21 protein-coding genes are annotated in these 18,677 nt (G+C 61.2%); 7 read left to right on the top strand and 14 right to left on the bottom strand.

All coding sequences use genetic code 11. The annotated features are described in order from the left end of the window. Nucleotides 1-22: 22 nt before the first annotated feature. The 8 genes from thrC to coxB form a co-directional block, all read right to left on the bottom strand. Complete coding sequence (thrC, locus tag VE26_RS01515) at nt 23-1,414, bottom strand: threonine synthase (RefSeq protein ID WP_046103467.1); 1,392 nt, start codon at nt 1,412-1,414, stop codon at nt 23-25. 103 nt (nt 1,415-1,517) lie between these two features. Continuing rightward, nucleotides 1,518-2,309: an SURF1 family protein gene (locus tag VE26_RS01510; RefSeq protein ID WP_046103466.1), complete on the bottom strand. Its 792-nt coding sequence runs from the start codon at nt 2,307-2,309 to the stop codon at nt 1,518-1,520. Nucleotides 2,310-2,476: 167 nt separating this feature from the next. Further along, a complete protein-coding gene (locus VE26_RS01505; RefSeq protein ID WP_046103465.1) occupies nt 2,477-3,313 on the bottom strand; it encodes a cytochrome c oxidase subunit 3 in 837 nt (278 codons plus the stop codon). Nucleotides 3,314-3,315: 2 nt separating this feature from the next. Then, nucleotides 3,316-3,882 carry a cytochrome c oxidase assembly protein gene (locus VE26_RS01500; protein WP_046103464.1) on the bottom strand — a complete coding sequence of 189 codons (567 nt, stop codon included), beginning with the start codon at nt 3,880-3,882 and terminating at the stop codon, nt 3,316-3,318. After that, entirely contained in the window at nt 3,882-4,067 is a 186-nt protein-coding gene (locus VE26_RS01495) for a hypothetical protein (protein ID WP_046103463.1), read from the bottom strand. Before VE26_RS01495 ends, VE26_RS01500 begins: the two co-directional genes overlap by 1 nt. A gap of 1 nt (nt 4,068) precedes the next feature. Further along, entirely contained in the window at nt 4,069-4,998 is a 930-nt protein-coding gene (locus tag VE26_RS01490) for a heme o synthase (protein ID WP_425283807.1), read from the bottom strand. A 64-nt stretch (nt 4,999-5,062) separates the two neighbouring features. Next, the gene (gene ctaD, locus VE26_RS01485) at nt 5,063-6,751 is read right to left on the bottom strand and encodes a cytochrome c oxidase subunit I (protein ID WP_046103462.1); all 1,689 of its coding nucleotides are present in this window, start codon (nt 6,749-6,751) and stop codon (nt 5,063-5,065) included. A gap of 24 nt (nt 6,752-6,775) precedes the next feature. After that, complete coding sequence (coxB, locus tag VE26_RS01480; protein ID WP_052715591.1) at nt 6,776-7,702, bottom strand: cytochrome c oxidase subunit II; 927 nt, start codon at nt 7,700-7,702, stop codon at nt 6,776-6,778. A gap of 326 nt (nt 7,703-8,028) precedes the next feature. Here coxB and VE26_RS01475 point away from each other — a divergent pair, with 326 nt between their 5' ends. Beyond that, a complete protein-coding gene (locus tag VE26_RS01475; protein WP_084619844.1) occupies nt 8,029-8,571 on the top strand; it encodes an invasion associated locus B family protein in 543 nt (180 codons plus the stop codon). A 7-nt stretch (nt 8,572-8,578) separates the two neighbouring features. After that, nucleotides 8,579-8,833, top strand: a complete 255-nt coding sequence (locus tag VE26_RS01470; RefSeq protein ID WP_046104888.1) for a PilZ domain-containing protein — start codon at nt 8,579-8,581, stop codon at nt 8,831-8,833. Nucleotides 8,834-8,952: 119 nt separating this feature from the next. Here VE26_RS01470 and VE26_RS01465 read toward each other — a convergent pair whose 3' ends face one another. Next, nucleotides 8,953-9,468, bottom strand: coding sequence for a DUF6101 family protein (locus VE26_RS01465; protein ID WP_152658670.1), 516 nt, complete (start codon nt 9,466-9,468; stop codon nt 8,953-8,955). A 261-nt stretch (nt 9,469-9,729) separates the two neighbouring features. Here VE26_RS01465 and VE26_RS01460 point away from each other — a divergent pair, with 261 nt between their 5' ends. Together VE26_RS01460 and VE26_RS01455 are read left to right on the top strand one after the other, a co-directional pair. Next, the gene (locus VE26_RS01460; protein ID WP_046103460.1) at nt 9,730-10,575 is read left to right on the top strand and encodes a 3'(2'),5'-bisphosphate nucleotidase CysQ; all 846 of its coding nucleotides are present in this window, start codon (nt 9,730-9,732) and stop codon (nt 10,573-10,575) included. Nucleotides 10,576-10,589: 14 nt separating this feature from the next. Continuing rightward, complete coding sequence (locus tag VE26_RS01455) at nt 10,590-10,829, top strand: DUF4170 domain-containing protein (RefSeq protein WP_046103459.1); 240 nt, start codon at nt 10,590-10,592, stop codon at nt 10,827-10,829. Here the strand turns inward: VE26_RS01455 and VE26_RS01450 are convergent, their stop codons facing one another. From VE26_RS01450 to VE26_RS01435, 4 genes are read right to left on the bottom strand one after another with little or no spacing between them, the layout of a single operon-like run. Beyond that, complete coding sequence (locus tag VE26_RS01450; RefSeq protein ID WP_046103458.1) at nt 10,830-11,975, bottom strand: glycosyltransferase family protein; 1,146 nt, start codon at nt 11,973-11,975, stop codon at nt 10,830-10,832. Nucleotides 11,976-11,977: 2 nt separating this feature from the next. Continuing rightward, the gene (locus tag VE26_RS01445; RefSeq protein ID WP_046103457.1) at nt 11,978-12,199 is read right to left on the bottom strand and encodes a DUF2093 domain-containing protein; all 222 of its coding nucleotides are present in this window, start codon (nt 12,197-12,199) and stop codon (nt 11,978-11,980) included. Nucleotides 12,200-12,248: 49 nt separating this feature from the next. Then, nucleotides 12,249-13,862: an exodeoxyribonuclease VII large subunit gene (gene xseA / locus VE26_RS01440; RefSeq protein WP_046103456.1), complete on the bottom strand. Its 1,614-nt coding sequence runs from the start codon at nt 13,860-13,862 to the stop codon at nt 12,249-12,251. Nucleotides 13,863-13,907: 45 nt separating this feature from the next. Further along, a complete protein-coding gene (locus tag VE26_RS01435; RefSeq protein ID WP_046103455.1) occupies nt 13,908-14,795 on the bottom strand; it encodes a LysR family transcriptional regulator in 888 nt (295 codons plus the stop codon). A 149-nt stretch (nt 14,796-14,944) separates the two neighbouring features. Between VE26_RS01435 and VE26_RS01430 the strand changes: the two genes are divergently transcribed. Next, nucleotides 14,945-15,208: a YjiS-like domain-containing protein gene (locus VE26_RS01430; RefSeq protein WP_046103454.1), complete on the top strand. Its 264-nt coding sequence runs from the start codon at nt 14,945-14,947 to the stop codon at nt 15,206-15,208. A 147-nt stretch (nt 15,209-15,355) separates the two neighbouring features. Here the strand turns inward: VE26_RS01430 and ubiA are convergent, their stop codons facing one another. Beyond that, entirely contained in the window at nt 15,356-16,282 is a 927-nt protein-coding gene (gene ubiA, locus VE26_RS01425; RefSeq protein WP_046103453.1) for a 4-hydroxybenzoate octaprenyltransferase, read from the bottom strand. 147 nt (nt 16,283-16,429) lie between these two features. Between ubiA and VE26_RS01420 the strand changes: the two genes are divergently transcribed. Both VE26_RS01420 and VE26_RS01415 read left to right on the top strand, forming a co-directional pair. Next, nucleotides 16,430-17,194 carry a 16S rRNA (uracil(1498)-N(3))-methyltransferase gene (locus VE26_RS01420; RefSeq protein WP_342018391.1) on the top strand — a complete coding sequence of 255 codons (765 nt, stop codon included), beginning with the start codon at nt 16,430-16,432 and terminating at the stop codon, nt 17,192-17,194. Nucleotides 17,195-17,266: 72 nt separating this feature from the next. Further along, entirely contained in the window at nt 17,267-18,637 is a 1,371-nt protein-coding gene (locus tag VE26_RS01415) for a glutamate--cysteine ligase (protein WP_046103452.1), read from the top strand. Nucleotides 18,638-18,677 lie beyond the last annotated feature (40 nt).

The raw sequence follows: 18,677 nt of genomic DNA, 5'->3' as shown, positions 1-18,677 counted from the left end.
GGAAGCGCGGCTCCTGTTTCGTTCAGGCGCGGCTGCGAGCCACGATGAAATCTTCGATGGCCTGCTGGTCGTTATCCAATATTGTCAGGCGCTCGGGCCGTTCGTAAAGGTCGGACAGCCAGGCGGGCAGCGCGGGCGAGATACCGGAGGCCTCGGCGACGGCCCCGGGGAATTTTGCGGGATGCGCCGTGGCCAGCGTAATCATGGGCACGCCCTGCTGCTGTTCCTGGCGCGCCACACCCACACCCACAGCACTATGCGGGTCGAGCAAATAGCCGCTCTCGAGGTGGGTCTCGGCGATCACACGGGCTGTCGCTGCCTCGTCGGTGGTTCCGGCTGAAAAATCGCGGCGGATAGTGGCGATGGCGGGTTGGGGCAGGTCAAAGCCGCGGGACTGCTTAAGTGCGGCCATCATTCGTGACACCGCGCCGGCATCACGGCCAACGCTCTCGAACAGCAGGCGCTCAAAGTTGGACGAGATCTGGATGTCCATGGACGGGCTCATCGTCGGAGCCACGCCTGCCATTTCATAACGACCGGTGTCGATCGTCCGCCGCAGGATGTCGTTGGCATTGGTGGCGATGACCAACTTATCGATGGGCAGCCCCATCTGGCGAGCGCAATAGCCAGCGAAGATATCGCCGAAATTGCCTGTCGGTACCGTGAAGCTCGCGGCTCGGTAGGGCGCGCCCAGGGATACGGCCGCAGTAAAATAGTAGACGATCTGCGCGACGATCCGACCCCAATTGATCGAATTGACACCGGACAGGCGCACACGATCGCGGAAGGCATGATGATTGAACATCGCCTTCACGGCGTCCTGGCAATCGTCGAATGTGCCCTCAAGCGCAATATTGTGGACATTTTGGTCCAGCACGGTCGTCATCTGCCGGCGCTGCACCTCGGAGGTCCGCCCGCGGGGATGAAGGATGAAGATGTCGGTCGTATCCCGTCCGCGAAAGGCTTCGATTGCCGCTGAGCCGGTATCGCCGGACGTGGCGCCCACAATGGTCGCCCTGAGGCCGCGTTCTGCCAGGATATGGTCCATGATCCGGCTGAGGAACTGCATGGCCACGTCCTTGAAGGCGAGCGTGGGTCCGTGAAACAGCTCCAGCACGAAATGGCCGGGCTCCAGCTCAACTAGCGGGGCCACCGACGGATGACGGAAGGTAGCGTAGGCTGCGTCGACGATCTGCTTGAGCGTTTTGGGAGAAATGTCATCGCCGACAAAGCGCGAGATCACGGCATAGGCGACCTCGGCATAAGGCTTTCCGCCGAAGGAGGCGATCTCGTCCTTGTCGATCTGCGGCCAGCTGGCCGGAACGTAGAGACCGCCATCGGTGGCAAGGCCAGCAAGAACTGCGTCAGAGAAGCCGAGCACAGGCGCCTGGCCGCGCGTGGAAACAAACTGCATCGGGGGGAGAGGCCCTTCTAGAATAAGTGCAACCTATTCAAACCGGACGCCAGCCGCAAGGTTTTGCGCCCGCCCGCAACGGTGGCAGACAACAGAGCCCCCTCTAGTCACCCAAACTGGTGTCCCGACCAGTGGCGGGCGCAGCGTGGCGACGCTGCCACAACCAGAAGCCCAGCATCACCACTGCGATGATAGCAAAGCCATACCAGGTCAGGGCGTAGCCGAAGTGACTGTTTGGGAAACTGACAACGGTCTCGCCGCCCTGCGGAAGATCACCCTCGGTGCCGGCCAACAGGTCCACATAGAAAGGTGCTATCGGAGCAAGGCCGGGATCGGTCATCGCGGCCATCCGCTCGGGATTGCGGACCCATTCGATGCGCGCGGACATATTAGGCTCGGGCACCATGAAACCTGGAACCTCGCCGGGCCGCAGCAGGCCGACGACCGTGACGCTGCCCGGATCGTCGCCGTGCAGATCACCATGCACAGCCGCCTCCTGATATTGCTCGGGCACAAAACCGCGATTGACGAAGACCGTGCCGCCATCGTCCAGCACAAACGGGGTCATCACCCAGTATCCCGGACCGGAAAAGCGACCTCGGGCATTGGACAGGCTTGTGAAGACGGTCAGTGTCTGGGTGTAGCGAAAGCTCCCGGTCAGGGTGACGGGCTGGAAATTCCAGTCGTCGAAATCAAAGTTGGCCCATTGGATGCTGTCCGGGCCCTCGACGGGGTCAGCATCCAGCCGAGCATCGACTGCAGCGATCAATGCTTCCTTCTCGCCCAGCCGCTCCATCTGCCAGGTGCCAAGGAAAACGCAGGTGGCCGACAGGATCAGCATGACCGCGGCGAACAACCAGTCGGTCCAGCGCAAACGTGTTTTCGCGGGGCTCATGACCGTCCCTCAGGCGTGTCATCGCGATACCGCAGATTGATAGGAATACCGCCGCGGCGCGGCTTACGCATAGGGCGCAGCGCTGTAAAGTTGGGCTGGATCATCATTTACTCCAATGAAAAAGGGCGCAGCCATGCCGCGCCCTCGGATCAATTGGCTTGGTGCCGTTAGTGACTCAGCGCCACGCCCCAGGCGCCCCAGACATAGATCGTGGCAAACAGGAAGAGCCATACCACGTCAACGAAGTGCCAGTACCAGGCAGCGAATTCGAAGCCCAGGTGGCGCTGCGGAGTGAAGTCACCGCGTTCGGCACGGATCAGGCAGACGGCCAAGAATATGGTGCCGACCAGAACGTGGAAGCCATGCAGGCCCGTCGCCATCACGAAGGTCGAACCATACATGTTGCCGGTGAACGAGAAGCCGGCATGGGTGTATTCGAGATATTGCACGACGCTGAACAGGGCGCCAAGGGCGACGGTGAGGGCAAGGCCCCAGCGCAAACCCTGCCGGTCATTTTCCAGCAGCGCATGATGCGCCCAAGTGACTGTGGTACCGGAGGTCAGAAGGATTAGGGTGTTGAACAGCGGCAGGTGGAAAGGATCGAAGACCTCAACGCCGAGTGGGGGCCAATGGCCGCCGGTCGCTGCAACACGAGAATATTGTTCGATGTCGTCAAAGCGGAAGAAGCCGTCGAAATAGGCCCAGAAAAACGCTGCGAACAACATCACTTCCGAAGCGATGAACAGCATCATGCCGTAGCGATGGTGCATCTGCACCACGGGCGTATGGTCCACGCCATTGTTGGCCTCCCGGACGACATCCGCCCACCAGGCATACATGGTGTAGAGAACACCGGCCAGGCCGATGAAGAACACGAACGGCGTCCAGTCGTGCATCCAGGCAATGATGCCGATCATCAGCACGAAGACGGCGACGGACATGACGAACGGCCAGGGGCTCGGTTCGACCATGTGATAGTCATGGTTCTTTTCTAAGGCGGCCATGTTCAGCTTCCCTCACTGTCTGAAGCGTAGAAGGTATAGGAGAGTGTGATCTCTCTGATCGTTGCAAGCTCGTGGTTTTCGTCGAGGTCAGGGTCGACGAAGAACACGATGGGCATTTCCACCGTCTCACCGGGCTGGAGCGTTTGCTCGGTGAAGCAGAAACATTCGATCTTGTTGAAGTAGACGCCGGCCTTTTCGGGCACGACATTGAAGATTGCCTGCCCGGTAATGGGGCGGTCGGACGTATTGGTCGCGATGTAGTTGACCGTATCCACTGTGCCGATGCGGTCAGTGATGGGCGCGGCGGCCTTGACGGTCCAGGGCAGTGCGTTCTCGACATTTACGTCGAAGCGCACTTTCATCTCGCGGGCAATGACGCCTTTGGGGTTTTCGCTGGCAACCTGCGTGGTGCCGCCGAAGCCGGTGACCTGGCAGAACAGCTGGTAAAGCGGCACGGACGCGAAGGCGAGGCCGATCATGCCGACAGCCAAGCCACCCAACGTCAGGGCGACGCGCTTGTTGCGGCGAGCCGCGTTCTCGGGCTGAAGCGAAAGTGCGGCGTCTGCCATCACAGCGCCCGCTCGAACAGTGCCGGCCCCATCTTGACGATGGTCAGCACATAGAAAGTCAACGCAAAGAGCGCGAGCGCCGCAGCCAAGGCTAGCGAGCGCCGACGGCGCTGCCGGCGGAAAGCCGCATCCTGTTCGGGGGTCAATTCATTGGGCGCCAGATGGGCGCCGGTCTGGGTGGCCATGTCAGATCACTCCCAGCCTGAGGGCAAGATGATCGATGAGCAGTGCCAGGAACAGCACGAAAAGGTAGCTCAGCGAATAGGTGAAAAGGGCGCGGGCGTGACGCTTCATGGTCACGGTTTCAACGGCGCGAAGAAGGCGGAAAGCCAATGCGACAAAGATCAGCCCGGTAACGAGCGCAACGGCGCCATAGAGCCAGCCCGAAAATCCCAAGGCAAGCGGAAGGACGCTCGATGCGGCCAGAACAAGCGAATAGGCGAAAATCTGCCGCTTGGTGGAGGCTTCGCCGGCAACATTGGGCATCATGGGAATGCCAGCGGCGCCGTAATCGCCCTGTTTGTAGAGAGCCAAGGCCCAGAAATGGGGCGGAGTCCAAAGGAAGATAATGAGAAAGAGTGCGAAGCTTTCCCAGCTCAAAGTGCCGGTTACGGCCGCCCAACCGACCATGGGCGGGAAAGCGCCGGCGGCACCGCCAATGACAATGTTCTGCGGTGTCGAGCGCTTGAGCCACATCGTATAGACGACGGCATAGAAGAAAATGGTGAAGGCGAGAAAAGCGCCGGCTACCCAATTGGTCGCCAGTCCAAGCAGGGTGACCGAGAAAACCGAGAGGATAAGGCCAAAGGCCAGGGCCTCGCCGCGGGTCATGCGCCCGGCAGGAATGGGCCGGTTCTGCGTGCGGCTCATGACCTGATCGATATCGGCGTCATACCACATATTGAGTGCGCCGGAGGCCCCTGCCCCGATGGCGATGCAAAGGATGGCGATGAAACCAATCACCGGATTGATCGCGGCGGGCGCCACCAGCATGCCGACGAAGGCGGTAAAGACGACAAGCGACATGACGCGCGGCTTGAGCAGCGCGAGGTAATCCTCCACGCGCGCCCCGCCCGTCATGGCGGCGATGTCTGCCCTGTCGTCGATATAAGCCAATGCACTGTCCTTGGTGAAGCGAACCGCGCCGTGCGGCGCGATCCGCGGGGTTTGCGAGAAGCGCTTAGTGCGCGTCGCGGGAGTCGATCTTGGGCAGCGTCGAGAACTGGTGGAACGGCGGAGGCGAGCTCAGCGTCCATTCCAGCGTCGTTGCACCATCGCCCCACGGATTGTCACCGGCGAGACGCTTCTTCCGGACGGCTTCCCAGGTCGCGTAGAAGAAGATCACCATGGCCACGAAGGTGATGTAATAGCCGATCGAGGAGACACGGTTCCACAGCGCGAAGGCGTCGGGATAGTCCACGTAGCGGCGCGGCATACCCGCGAGGCCGAGGAAGTGCTGCGGGAAGAAGATCAGGTTCACACCGACGAACATTACCCAGAAGTGCAGCTTGCCCAGGAACTCGTTGTACATGTAGCCGAACATCTTGGGGAACCAGTAGTACCAGCCCGCAAAGATCGAGAACACGGCACCCAGGGAAAGCACATAGTGGAAGTGTGCCACCACGTAATAGGTGTCATGGAGGGCACGGTCGGCACCCGCATTGGCCAGCACCACGCCCGTCACACCACCCACGGTGAACAGGAAGATAAAGCCGATGGCCCAGAGCATGGGAATGCGGAAGCTGATCGAGCCGCCCCACATCGTGGCGATCCAGGAGAAGATCTTCACGCCCGTCGGCACCGCGATGACCATGGTGGCGGCCACGAAATAGCGCTGCACGTCGAGGCTGAGGCCCGTGGTGTACATGTGGTGCGCCCACACGACGAAGCCGACGAAGCCGATGGCAACCATGGCATAGGCCATGGCCATGTAGCCAAAGACCGGCTTGCGCGAGAAGGTGGCGACGATGTGCGAGATGATGCCGAAGCCCGGCAGGATCATGATGTACACTTCGGGGTGACCGAAGAACCAGAACAGATGCTGGTAGAGGACAGGATCACCGCCGCCCTCAGGGGCGAAGAAGGTCGTACCGAAATTGCGGTCCGTGAGCATCATGGTGATTGCGCCGGCCAGAACAGGCAGGGCCAGCAACAGCAGGAAGGCGGTCACGAGCACCGACCAGGCAAAGAGCGGCATCTTGTGCAGCGTCATGCCCGGAGCGCGCATGTTCAAAATGGTGGTGATGAGGTTGATGGCACCCAGGATCGAGCTTACGCCGGCAACGTGCAGCGAGAAGATCACGAAATCGGTCGCAGGGCCGGGATGACCGACTGTCGACAGCGGGGGATAGGCCGTCCAACCGCCACCAAAGCCCAGCGCGCCCGAAGGGCCCTCGAAGAACATGGACATGATGGTCAGCAACAGAGCCGGCGGCAGCAGCCAGAAAGCAATGTTGTTGATGCGCGGGAAGGCCGTGTCGGGCGCGCCAATCATCAGAGGTGCGAAATAATTGGCAAAGCCACCCATGGTCGCCGGCATCACGGTGAAAAACACCATGATCAGGGCGTGCGCGGACACAAAGACGTTGAACATGTGCTTGCCGGCATCAAGCGCGGCATCGCCTTCCAGACCGTAGGACATGGCGGCCAGACCGTGGAAAATCTGGATGCCCGGCTCCTGCAGTTCGAGACGCATGAGGCCCGAGAGTAACCCGCCGATGACACCGGCGACGATGGAGAACACGAGATACATGATCCCGATGTCCTTGTGATTGGTCGAGAAGACCCAGCGACGCCAGCCGGTCGGCTCGTGGTGAGCGTGTCCGGCATGCCCGGTCGCATGGGCTTCGAGGTGCGCAGTATTTGCCATTGTCTTGTTCCTCTTACCCTTGTCTTACAGCGCCGGAAGCACGGCGGCGGCCGTCGCGTAATCGCGGCTTTCTTCGAATGCCGCGATGAAGGCCTCGTATTCTTCGACAGTCACGACGCGCACGCCGATCGGCATGAAGGCGTGATCCTTGCCGCAGAGTTCGGAGCACTGCCCATAATACATGCCGGTTTCACGCGCATTGAACCAGGTTTCGTTCAGGCGGCCGGGAACGGCGTCGACCTTGATGCCAAAGGACGGCACGGCGAAGGCATGAATCACACCCGAGGGGCTGGCAGTGATCTGCATGCGAACAGTTGTGTTCACCGGAACGATCAGCTCGTTGTTGACGGCCAAGAGGCGCGGCTGGCCTGGCTTGAGTTCGGCAATTTCAGCTTCGGAGAGCATGTTGGAGTCAAAGGCTACGCCCTGATCCACATATTCGTAGTTCCAGTACCATTGCTCACCGGAGGCCTTGACCGTCACGGTCGGCGCCGGAACATCTACCTCACCCATGGAGAAGACGTTGGCACCCAGGTACTTGCGCTCACCATCGGGCATCGTCATCTGATCGGACAGAACGCCGAAGGACGGGATGGCGATCACTACGAGAACCAGGATCGGCACCACCGTCCAGATAACTTCGATGAGCGTATTGTGCGTGAAGCGCGCCGGGACCGGATTGGCCTTGGCGTTGAAGCGCACCATGATGATGACCAGAAGGGCCAGCACGAACAGCACGATAAGAGAAATCGTCCACATCAGGATCCCGTCGTGGAAGGCCACGATCGAATCCATGATCGGCGTCACCGATTCCTGAAGATGGAACTGGCCAGGCTCGGGATGACCCCGGCCCACCGCACCGATTTCCTGGGCGGTCGCGATAGCCGGCGACAGTGCCAGCGCGGCCGCCGCAACGGCGCCCATCTTTCTAAAGAACTGCCCGGTCACCATATACCCCCTATCGACATGTTCTGGCGGCGTGCACCGAGCGAGAAATGGGGCTTTTTGCGGCATAGCTAACGCCGCCCCGACTCAACTTCGGAGCGCAATACTCAGCGGTGAGCTAAATCACATTGCATGGGCCGAGTCTATTGCGCCCTTGGGCTCTTCCGCTGCGGCAAATTGCAGCCAGACGCCATTCGACCGCCTCAACTGTGCCGCACTTTATACCCAGAAGAGGCCGGAAATCCGGGGTTTGGTTGACAGGGTCCGCCTGCTGCTGAAAAGAATCGCACCCCAAGCGAACCGTGACGATTCGGCAGGAGAGTGAAAGCGTGATGATCTGGGCAAAGCGAATTGGCGTGCTTGGCGCACTGGGCCTGGGCCTGCTGACGACTGCTCTCGGCGTGTTGCCGGTATCGGCGCAGGGCACGATTCGCGGGGAATATGGGGACTGGCAGATGAGCTGCGACACCCCGCCTGGCGCGAGCTTCGAGCAATGCGCCATCATCCAGAACGTGCAGGCCGAGGATCAGCCCAATGTGGGACTTTCGGTCATCATGCTGCGAACGGCCGACCGGCAGGCGCGTCTTTTGCGCATTCTGGCACCGCTTGGCGTGCTGCTGGTTCGTGACGGCCCGGATGGCAGCTTGATCCCAGGACTTGGCCTGACGGTAGATGAGACGGATCTCGGCTGGGTGCCGTTCGTGCGTTGCCTGCCCAATGGCTGCATCGCTGAAGTCGTTATGGACGATTCCCTGGTGGAAACGCTCTCGACGGGCGAAACCGCCTTTTTCATCGTCTTCAAGACGCCCGAGGAAGGCATCGGCATTCCCGTATCGCTGAATGGCTTCGCCGACGGCCTGGCCGCGCTGCCCTGAGACCAAGATGAGCGAAGACAGCCGGACAGAGCAGCGTCGTCGCACCCTCAAAGGCGGCAAGATCGTCTTCAATGACGGGTTTTCCACCTTCGACTGTACCATTCGCAATCTATCGGAAGGCGGCGCGAAGCTATTGGTCGCGAGCCCTGTGGGCATTCCGAAGCGATTTCGTCTGGCACTCGATGATGGGCGCAGCTTCGATTGTGAAACGGCCTGGCTTGGGGACGGTGAAATCGGCGTCAAGTTTGTGACGAGCGACTGAGCCGTTCTCCGCGCCGCGCCACGCACGTGGCCCCTGCACTCCCATACCTACTTCAAAAGACGAAAGGGCCAACCGCACCACCGGTTGACCCTTTTCGCCTTGCTTTGGAGGCAAGTAAACTAGTGTGTTTCCACGTGACCGGGCTTGCGACGGTTGAGGAAACGCGGACGACGTGCGGCTTCGGCAGCCAGCTTGCGGCGCGGGGTGGACTGGCCGAGCATGACGCCGTCGACCTGCTGGCTATAGGGCATGTAGGCACCGTCGCCAGCCTTGATGAACAGCGGCAGACGAAGCTTTTTGCCCCAGTTCTGCCATTCTGCGACGACGTTGTGATTGCCCTCTTCTTCGAAGACCTTGTAGTTGAGCTCGGCGTCGGAATGGACGAGTTCGATCGAGCTGGTCAAAATCCCTTCCTCCGAGATGGCGGTCGCCACGGCGACGCCGATGAACTCGGTCACCGGGACCTTGATCTTGACAGCCATGCCGCTCTGCTCGAGCTGCTTACGCACCGTCACGGTCTTTACCGGGTCCTTTGGACCATTGTCGTTTGCAGCCACGAACCGCTTGTCGGCAAGGGCCGGGCGGCCAAAAGCCAGTATGACCGACGATCCTTCCATCGCAACGCCATGAACCATTTGAGTGCCTTCCTGTAACTTCGAGAGCTTTTTTCGCCCTTCGTTTGTGAGGCCAATCTAGCGCGTCCCCTTACCTGCCTCCTTAATCGGTTCGGTTAAGTTTATGTTGTTTTCCGAGAGGGTTAGCAGGGTATTGCACCGAGTCAGACCCGGTTAACCGCGTGGATTGGCGCTCCGTTTACCCTGCCTTTCCCACCCGGCAAGGCGCCTTGCCGCACCTACCCTTGTCCAATTGCCAGCCGAGGCATAAAAGGCCCCACCATGCCGGCCTTTGCCCCACCCTATGCTGACGACCTCGAATTGCTGCGCGCCACCGCGGTCGCCGCAGGTCTCATCGCGTCCAGCTACTTTCGTCGGGACGTAAAATCCTGGACCAAGGAAAACGCCTCTCCTGTCAGCGAGGCCGATATCATCGTCGACCGGTTCCTTGCGGGAAATCTGCTGCAGGCCAGGCCCGAATATGGATGGCTGAGCGAGGAAACCGCTGACAATCCGAGCCGCCTGGATTGCGATCGCGTCTTTGTCGTCGACCCGATCGATGGCACCCGCGCCTTTCTGCGCGGTGAGGATTACTGGACGGTCTCGCTGGCCGTCGTCGAACATGGCGTGCCGGTGGCCGGCGTCGTCTATGCCCCTGCGCGAGACGAGATGTACGATGCCTGCAAGGGGGGCGGCGCTCGTTTTAATGGACAGCCCCTGGTACGCACGCGGCGCGCGGGGGCATTACCGCTTGTGCCAGCACCCGGCGCCGTACATCAGGAAATGCAGGCGGCTGGGCTCGATTATGAGCGCGGTCCGGCCTATCCTTCCCTTGCCTATCGTCTGGTCCAGGTTGCCACAGGCAGGCTCGACGCCGCCGTGGCGCGGCGCGGCGCACAGGACTGGGACATTGCAGGAGCCGCGATCATTCTGAGCGAATGTGGGCTGGACCTCGCCGATGTGTGCGTGGGGTTCCCACAATTCAACAGACGTGATGTGCGTCACGGGGCGCTTGCGGCCCTCAGCGACATGAGCCTAAAACCCATCGTTCATGCTGCTTTGCTCAAGGTTTACGGGTGTCCACCCGAGGCCGAGATGCAGACCACATCCCAGACTTCTCAACCCTGAACCGGATTTGACCCATGGCTGAAAAGACCGAAAAGCAATTGCTGCACCTGGTGATCGGCGGCGAACTCTCGAGCCTTGAAGGCGTTACCTTCACCGATCTCGACAAGGTGGACATCGTTGGTATCTACCCCAATTACGCCACCGCCTATTCGGCCTGGAAGCAGAAGGCGCAAATGACAGTGGACAGCGCGCAGACGCGCTACTTCATCGTCCATCTGCATCGCCTGCTCGAGCCCGAAACCAGCGCCGCCTGATCAAAGACCCAGAGCCGCGAGCATGTGATCGATGGCCCCCGGCCCGCTGATCCGCTCGCGGCCAATGGTGCCGAGGCGCTGTCGCTCGGCGTCATCCGCCAGCAAGCGCGCCAGGGCGTTGCTGATCCCTTGTGCATCCGTCTCGACGACCGTACGCGCTTGTCCGAACAATTGCTGCTCATCCTCGAAACGGGAGCGCCGGTCTCTGGCGTGCCTGAATGTGATGACCGGACGGCCCAGGCCCAGTGCCTGCACCGTAGCCGTTCCCGCCTGGCTCATAACCAGATCGGATGCTTCGAGCAGATTGCCCATGGCCCTGCCCCGCGCCATGTGAATGTGGATGGTCCCATCAGTCAGCATGCCAAGGTCATCAGACTCCGCGCTTAGCGTCGAGGTGCGCGACAATCCAGCCGCCTTGGCCAATTCATCGACATTCACGCTCCCTGCAATGGCAACGAAAATGTCAGGCTGCAAAGCGTCCGGCAGCAGTCGCAGCCCGGCCACCTGAAGAGCAAAACTTTCGGCCGTCAGGGCCCTGCTGCCCGGCAGCAGGGTCACCGCCAGAGGACGGGCACGGCGGGCCTGCGTGTCATAATGACCGTAAGGAACGGTATCCATCATGAGATTGCCCGCGCTTCGGGCATCGACGCCATCCGCACGCAGTGGGGCTGCCAGCGATTCTGCCCGGCAGAAGACCAAGTCGCAGGCTCTTGCGATCACCAGTCGCTCAAGCCTTGAGTATAATCGGGCCGCGCCGGTCTTATAAACATCGAGGTAGACAAGGCCCCGATGCCCGGTCGCCATGCAGGCAAGGACGCCGGTGACGTCGCCGACGACGATCACCCTATCGTATCGATCCTTGGCGGAACGGAGGAATTTGAGTGCCGGCGGCACCGTCATCAGACCACCATTGACGATATCGCGACGGACCGACCCTTTGACGTTTCGCCAGCCTTCGGATGCCAAAGTGGCCCGTGGCCCCACGATCGGGCATACGCCATTATAGGCCTTGCCACTGCCGATCATCGGATAGGCTTCGACGGCGACACCTGGCGGAAGCCGCATGACGAATTGCGCGGCAATGGCATCCTCGCCGTGCCCATTCGAGATGATGAGGAAGCGTTGACGTGTCGCTGCCTCGGTCATCCCTATTGTCCCCGGCCGAAACGTTCGAAGGCCATATGCGCCGCCTCCGCATTGGCATAGGGCTCCTGGCGATCGACGCTCCAATAGAACAATTCGTCTAGTGGAATAGGCTTGGAGGTCATGGCGCATCGCACAAACGTGCCGGGCTTGAGCACGACATAGTCACCATCAAGGTAGCGCAGCGTCGCCTCCGCCGGTGCAAATCCCTTGTCGAAAATATTCATGCCCGAGCTCCTTGGCCGTCATCCGCCATATAGCGGACGTGCGCCTGCGTCAAAAGAGGCTTTCCTGCGTCCCACCGCCAGACGGCGACTTGGGCGGCTTGCGCCGTGGCGGCGCGCCAGCCACGTTCGCTGTAACCTCGCCTTGCGCGAAGGTAATCTGAAGACTGTCTCCGGGCATCAATCGGGATGCGTCGGTCACCACCTCTCCGCGCTCGTCCTGCACGATGGCGTAGCCACGGGCCAGCACGTTTCGATAGCCGAGGGTTTCGATGAGTTTGCCCAGCTGTTCGATCTGCCCCCGCCGCTGGGACATGGCATGCCGTGCGGATGCGGCCAGACGAGCGGCGAGGGGCACGAGGAGGCCGCCGGCGTGGCGCAGTTCGGCCCGGAGTGGCTGGGCGCTGAGCCGCGGTGAAAGCCGTGCCAAAATCGTCTGCTTCCGTTCCATCGACGTGGTGGCGGCCAAGGGCAATTGCCGCAGAATAGGATCGAACTTGAGCCGGCTGCGATCCACGGTCTTGTTGAGACCGGCAATGGCGTGGCGGTCGAGATTGGCCAGTCGCTCCCGCAATTCAGCGTGTCGCTGCCGCACCAGACGCGGTTGCAACTTGGCTTCCAGTCCCGAATATCCCAGCCGCCGTCCCTGCACGAAGTGGCGCAAGGCTCCTGTCAGCCGGCTTGCCGTCATGTCGAGGGTCTGGCGTTGCGTTGCCGCCAGATCGGCCGGGCGCGGCAGGCCTGCGGCTGCAGCCCGCAAGCGGTCTCGCAAGCTCGCCAGGGTTCGCCGCGCCGCTTGTCGCTGACGCATGCCCTGGTCCTCGACATAGGCAATCAGCTCGGCCCGCACCGGAACGGCGGCTTCTGCCGCAGCCGTGGGTGTGGGGGCGCGCATGTCGGATGCATAGTCTACAAGGGTCGTGTCGGTCTCATGCCCCACGGCGGAAATGACGGGAATGGCGGAACCTGCAACGGCCCGCACAACGCTTTCCTCGTTGAAGCCCCAGAGGTCCTCGATGGACCCGCCGCCGCGCGCCACGATGATGAGGTCCGGGCGCGGGATCGCGCCCCCTGGCAAAAGTGCGTTGAACCCATCGATAGCGTTGACCACTTCAGGCGCGCAGGTTTCACCCTGCACACGCACCGGCCAGACGAGTACATGACTGGGGAAGCGATCCTCGAGCCGGTGCAGGATGTCCCTGATGACGGCGCCGGTTGGTGAGGTTACCACGCCGATGACGCGCGGCAGGTAGGGTAATGCCCGCTTGCGTTCGCGAGCAAAGAGACCCTCTGCCAAAAGCTTCTTGCGCCGCTCCTCGAGCAGGGCCATCAGGGCGCCGGCCCCCGCAGGCTCGATATTTTCGATGACGATCTGGTACTTAGACGACCGCGGAAAGGTGGTCAGCCGACCGGTGGCGATAACCTCGAGCCCCTCTTCGGGCTTGAAGGCGAGCCGCGCGTAACTGCCTTTCCATACGACCGCGTCGATGGAGGCGCTGTCGTCCTTGAGCGTGAAATAGGCGTGACCGGACGAGTGCTGTCCACGAAAGCCGGAAATTTCTCCGCGGACGCGAACATGGCCGAACTCGTCCTCAACAGTGCGTTTGACCGCCTGTGCGATCTCGGACACGGTGAATTCTGCGGCGTTGGTGAGTACCTGGGACATGTGCCTCTGGTGCGCCAAAAGGGCTGCGCCGGTCAAGCGGCGCGCTTATTCAGCAGCCTCGACCTGCACGACCGGCTCAAGATTTCCCATGGACTGCACGATGTGATTGGCGAGGGCATCATAGATGCCGCCATAGGCGTGACTGGCGCGCATCAGGGCGATCTGGGCGTCGGCCAGCCGTGGCAAGCCATGATCTTCCCCGATTACCCGCATACCCGGTTGCAGAGCACTCTCCGGTAGGAACCCGATGGCCAGATCGGAAAGCACAGCCGAGGAAATGGCTGTGGCATTTGAGGATGTGTAGGCCACCCGATAGTCCTTGTTCGTGCGCTCCAGGGCCTCCATGGCATCCTTGCGCCAGATGCAGCATTGCGGCCCGCACGCGATAGCAAGGGGTTCGGAGGCCAAAGCTCGCCCACCGTGACTGGCGACCCAGAACATTTTCTCCGTGCGGAACAGTTCACCGAAATTCTGGTCCGTCCCCTGCGTGAAGACGATCAGGTCATAACGGCCGACCTTCATGCCTTCGAGCAATTGCTCGGAGGCCATGCAGGACACGTCCACCGCGATCTTGGGATGGGTGCGCTGGAAACTGGACAGGATGACGGGCAGCAGGCGCACCGCATAATCGTCCGGCACGCCGAAGCGGATCGAGCCCGCGAGGTCACCATCGTTGAAATGATCGAGAATTTCCGCATTAGTGCGCAACATCTTGCGTGCGCGCTCGTAAAGAACTTCTCCGTGATGCGTGAGGGTGACACTGCGCCCATCACGCGTGAAAAGGGTATGCCCCAGCCGTTCCTCGAGCCGCTTGATCTGCATGGAGACTGCGGACTGCGTTTTGTTCACACGCCGGGCGGCTTCGGTGAAGCTGCCGCAATCGGCTATGGCGCAAAAGCTCTGGAGCTGGTCCAGGTCAAGCGGTGCGGTCATGGCAATCCATCACCCAAATTGATCCTCAAGATGAAATCTATTTGTTGGACGAATGGAAGTCCAGCACGTTAATTCATCAGCATCGGTGCTGCCTTTGCGCCGCACCATGTCGGCTTCCCTTCCGGCAGAACCCATTTTGGAGAAAAGAAATGGCTCTCTCGCTGCCCGGCGAGCGGTCAGTTGCGGCTGGCTCGCAGGTTCGTCCTGTACGCGGTATTTTTGCCTGGATTGCCAAGGCGAAAGCTAAGCGCGCCCGCCGCACGGCCCTTAGGAGCCTGCTCGAACTGGACCATGCGCGCCTCAAGGATCTCGGTATCAGTCATGCCGATATCGCCGAGGCCATGGCGGCCCGCAACGGGCGGACGCCCGGCATGGTGCTCAACGCGGCCCGTGCCCGCAGCGCCCGGTCCTGAGATTTGAATCAGCGGTTGTTCGTGGCAGCCGCTCCAAGCGTTGGTTCGAACACGATGAGTGCTCGTGCCATCTCCCGGGCCGGTTTTGCCGCCGGCCCAGTTTCCTGACGACTTGCCGGGCCATGCTATGCGTGTGCCCGGCTTTTTTCACCAAACCCAGTCTGCGAGGAATGCCAGTGTCAGCGCCACGCCGACATAATGATTGTTCTTGAAACGGATCAGCGGGTTCTCAGCGTCGTCGGCGTCAAGCGTCCAGAGCTGCCAGCTCATCAAAGCGGCAGGCACCAGTGAAAGGACCGCGAAAATCCACCCGCCTCCGACCAGAATCACCGCGACGTTCCAGAGCAAGAAGGCTCCGGCATAAAGCACGGCGACCGCCGGGCGAACATGGCTGCCGAAGAGACGGGCTGTCGATTTGACTCCCACCAAGGCATCATCCTCGACGTCTTGCAAAGCGTAGATCGTGTCGTAGCCGATCACCCAGAGGATCGTACCGGCATAAAGCGCGATCGGCGCCCAAGAGAGCCCACCGGTCTGGCTCGACCATCCCACCAGTGCGCCGAACGAGAAGGCCAGGCCGAGGAAGAACTGCGGCCACCAGGTGATCCGCTTCATGAATGGATAAATGGCCACGAGCCCAAGTGAGGCGACACCGGCCCAGACCGTGAAGCGATTGAACTGGAAAAGTATGGCGGATGCCACAAGTGCCTGTGCGATCAGAAAATAGAGCGCATCCCGGGCCGAAACCTGCCCAGAGGGGATCGGCCGGGACCGGGTGCGGGCCACCTGCATGTCAATGTCGCGGTCGACGATGTCGTTGAAAGTGCATCCTGCACCGCGCATGAGCACAGCACCGAAGAACATGAGGATGACCGCCCACCAGCCGAAGCCGGCCTGCGGCTGCGCTATCGCTGCAAGGCCGACGCCCCAGGCGCAGGGCCAGAACAGCAACCAGAAGCCGATCGGCCGGTCCCAGCGTGCCAGTCGGCCATAGGGTTTGACGCGATCGGGCGCATATCGATCAAGCCAATTGTCCTTCTGGGCATCGGCGACGGAGCCTGTTGGGGGTGTCATTGGCGCACCTCGATGCTGGGGTGGTCGACCTCGACAAGCGGCCGGGTCGAAAGAGGTCGAAGAGAAATCCCGTGCAGGTCTACTGTGTTCGAAAGGATTAGAGTAGACCCTCATCGCACATCTAGTGAACCAGGAGGGTGCGGCTCGGTGCCGCTTGCCATCATGCCCCGCAGCCACGCCCAACTTCCACGCCTTTTCGTCGCTGCCGATCTTGCGGACAGCGTCGACCTGACGCTGGACAAGGATCAGTCGCTCTACCTTGCCGCCGTGCTCCGCAAGACGATCGGCGACGAGGTCATTCTGTTCAATGGACGGGACGGGGCCTGGCTCTGCCGCCTCTCGCGTGATTCGAAAAAGTCGGTCGTGCTGAGCGTCGTCGAGCGGATCGCGCCGCAAACCCGTGCGACCGATTTCTGGTATGGTTTTGCACCGCTTAAAAGTGAACGGCTAGACTATGTCGTTCAGAAAGCGGTGGAGATGGGGGCAGGCATTATCCAGCCCGTTTACACCCAATACACCCAGGTCAACCGGCTGAAGCCGGAGCGTCTGCGCGCCAATGCGATAGAAGCCGCCGAGCAGTGCGAAGTGCTCAGCGTGCCCCAGATTGCGGAGGACATCTCGCTGGATCGCCTGATCGATGGTTGGGCGGCCGAGCATGGGGACCGTGTCCTCGTTTTCGCCGACGAAAGCGCACCCTCCGCGACCCCCGTCCAGACGCTCGGTGAACTGGCCGGCAGGCGCATTGGCCTGCTCGTTGGACCCGAGGGCGGATTTTCCGAGACGGAGCGTCAGAAACTCGGAGCACTCCCATACGTTATCCCCATCAGTCTCGGGCCGCGCATCCTGCGGGCCGATACGGCAGCAGTGGCCGCAATGGCCATTATTCAAGCGACCATCGGCGATTGGCGATAAAACGCGATTGCTTTCCGCCTTGCGCTCGCTATTTTCGCGCCTCACTTTAGTCGCCTCAACCAAGAGGACTCCATGGCCGGCGCCGACACTCCTTCGCCCCTCATCGAATCTCGGGCAGACCTGATCGAGGCGATGGAACGCGGGGCCAAGCCTGCCGACCAATGGCGCATTGGCACGGAGCACGAAAAGCATGTGTTCCATACCGACCCTCTTCGTCCTGTAGCCTATGAAGGCGACCAGGGCATTCGCGCCCTGCTCGACGGCATAGGAAGGGAAACCGGCTGGAAACCGTTCTATGACGGCGACAACCCTATTGGCCTGCGCAACGACGCAGTGGCTGGCGGTATCTCGCTTGAGCCGGGTGGTCAGTTCGAGCTTTCCGGCGCGCCCATGGCCGACATTCATGGCACGGCCGATGAACTTGCCGAGCATATGCGGGTTGCGCGCAAGGTAGCAGCACCACTTGATATTCACTTTCTCGGCTTGGGCGTTACACCGCTCTGGTCTGTTGCGCAGATCGAGGCGATGCCCAAATCGCGCTATGCAATCATGACCGATTACATGGGCCGCGTGGGTACTTTGGGTACGTCGATGATGTATCGCTCGGCGACGGTGCAGGCCAATCTCGACTTTTCGAGCGAGGCGGACATGGTCCGCAAACTCCGCGTCTCCGTTGCCCTGCAGCCCGTTGCCACGGCGCTTTTTGCCAATTCACCCTTCGTCGACGGGCGTGAGGCGGGTTATCTCAGTTTCCGCAGTCATATCTGGCTTAATACCGACGACGCGCGCACCGGCATGCTGCCCTTCGCGTTCGAGGACGGATTCGGCTTTGAACGCTACGCCGACTATGCCTTGGACGTGCCGATGTATTTCGTCATTCGTGGCGGCCAGTACGTCAATGTCGCGGGTGAGAGCTTCCGCGATTTCCTCGAGGGTCGCCTGCCGCAATTGCCCGGGGAGAAGCCCACAATCAAGGATTGGGAAGACCACCTCTCGACCATCTTCCCTGAAGTCCGGCTCAAGCAATTCCTCGAAATGCGCGGCGCCGACATGGGCGACGAGGCCCATGTGGTCGCGCTGTCGGCCTTCTGGACCGGCCTGCTCTATGACGATATCTCGCTCGAAGCCGCCTGGGAGCTGGTAAAGAACTGGTCTGAGGAAGACCGCGACTATCTCCGGCGCGAGGTGCCACGCAGGGGACTTGCAACACCGTTCGACCGGTCCAGTCTCTTTGATGTCGCCGCGCAAGCGGTGGGTATTGCCGAGGCCGGGCTTGTTCGCCGCAATCGTCTCGACGCCAAGGGTCGAGACGAAACCATCCACCTCGCGCCTCTTGAGGAAACTATCCGCTCCGGGAAATCGCCCGCTGAACGCTGGCTGGCCAAGTTCAAGGGTGAATGGAATGGTGACCTGACCCGGATTTTCAAAGAAGCCGAGCTCTAGCCTTTCCGGCTTGCCTCTGCCGCCGCTCTCGTGCATCACG

This window comes from Devosia chinhatensis, from assembly GCF_000969445.1.
Taxonomy (GTDB): domain Bacteria; phylum Pseudomonadota; class Alphaproteobacteria; order Rhizobiales; family Devosiaceae; genus Devosia; species Devosia chinhatensis.
The sequence above is the reverse complement of the archived record's forward strand: the minus strand, read 5'-3'. Positions and strand labels throughout refer to the sequence as shown.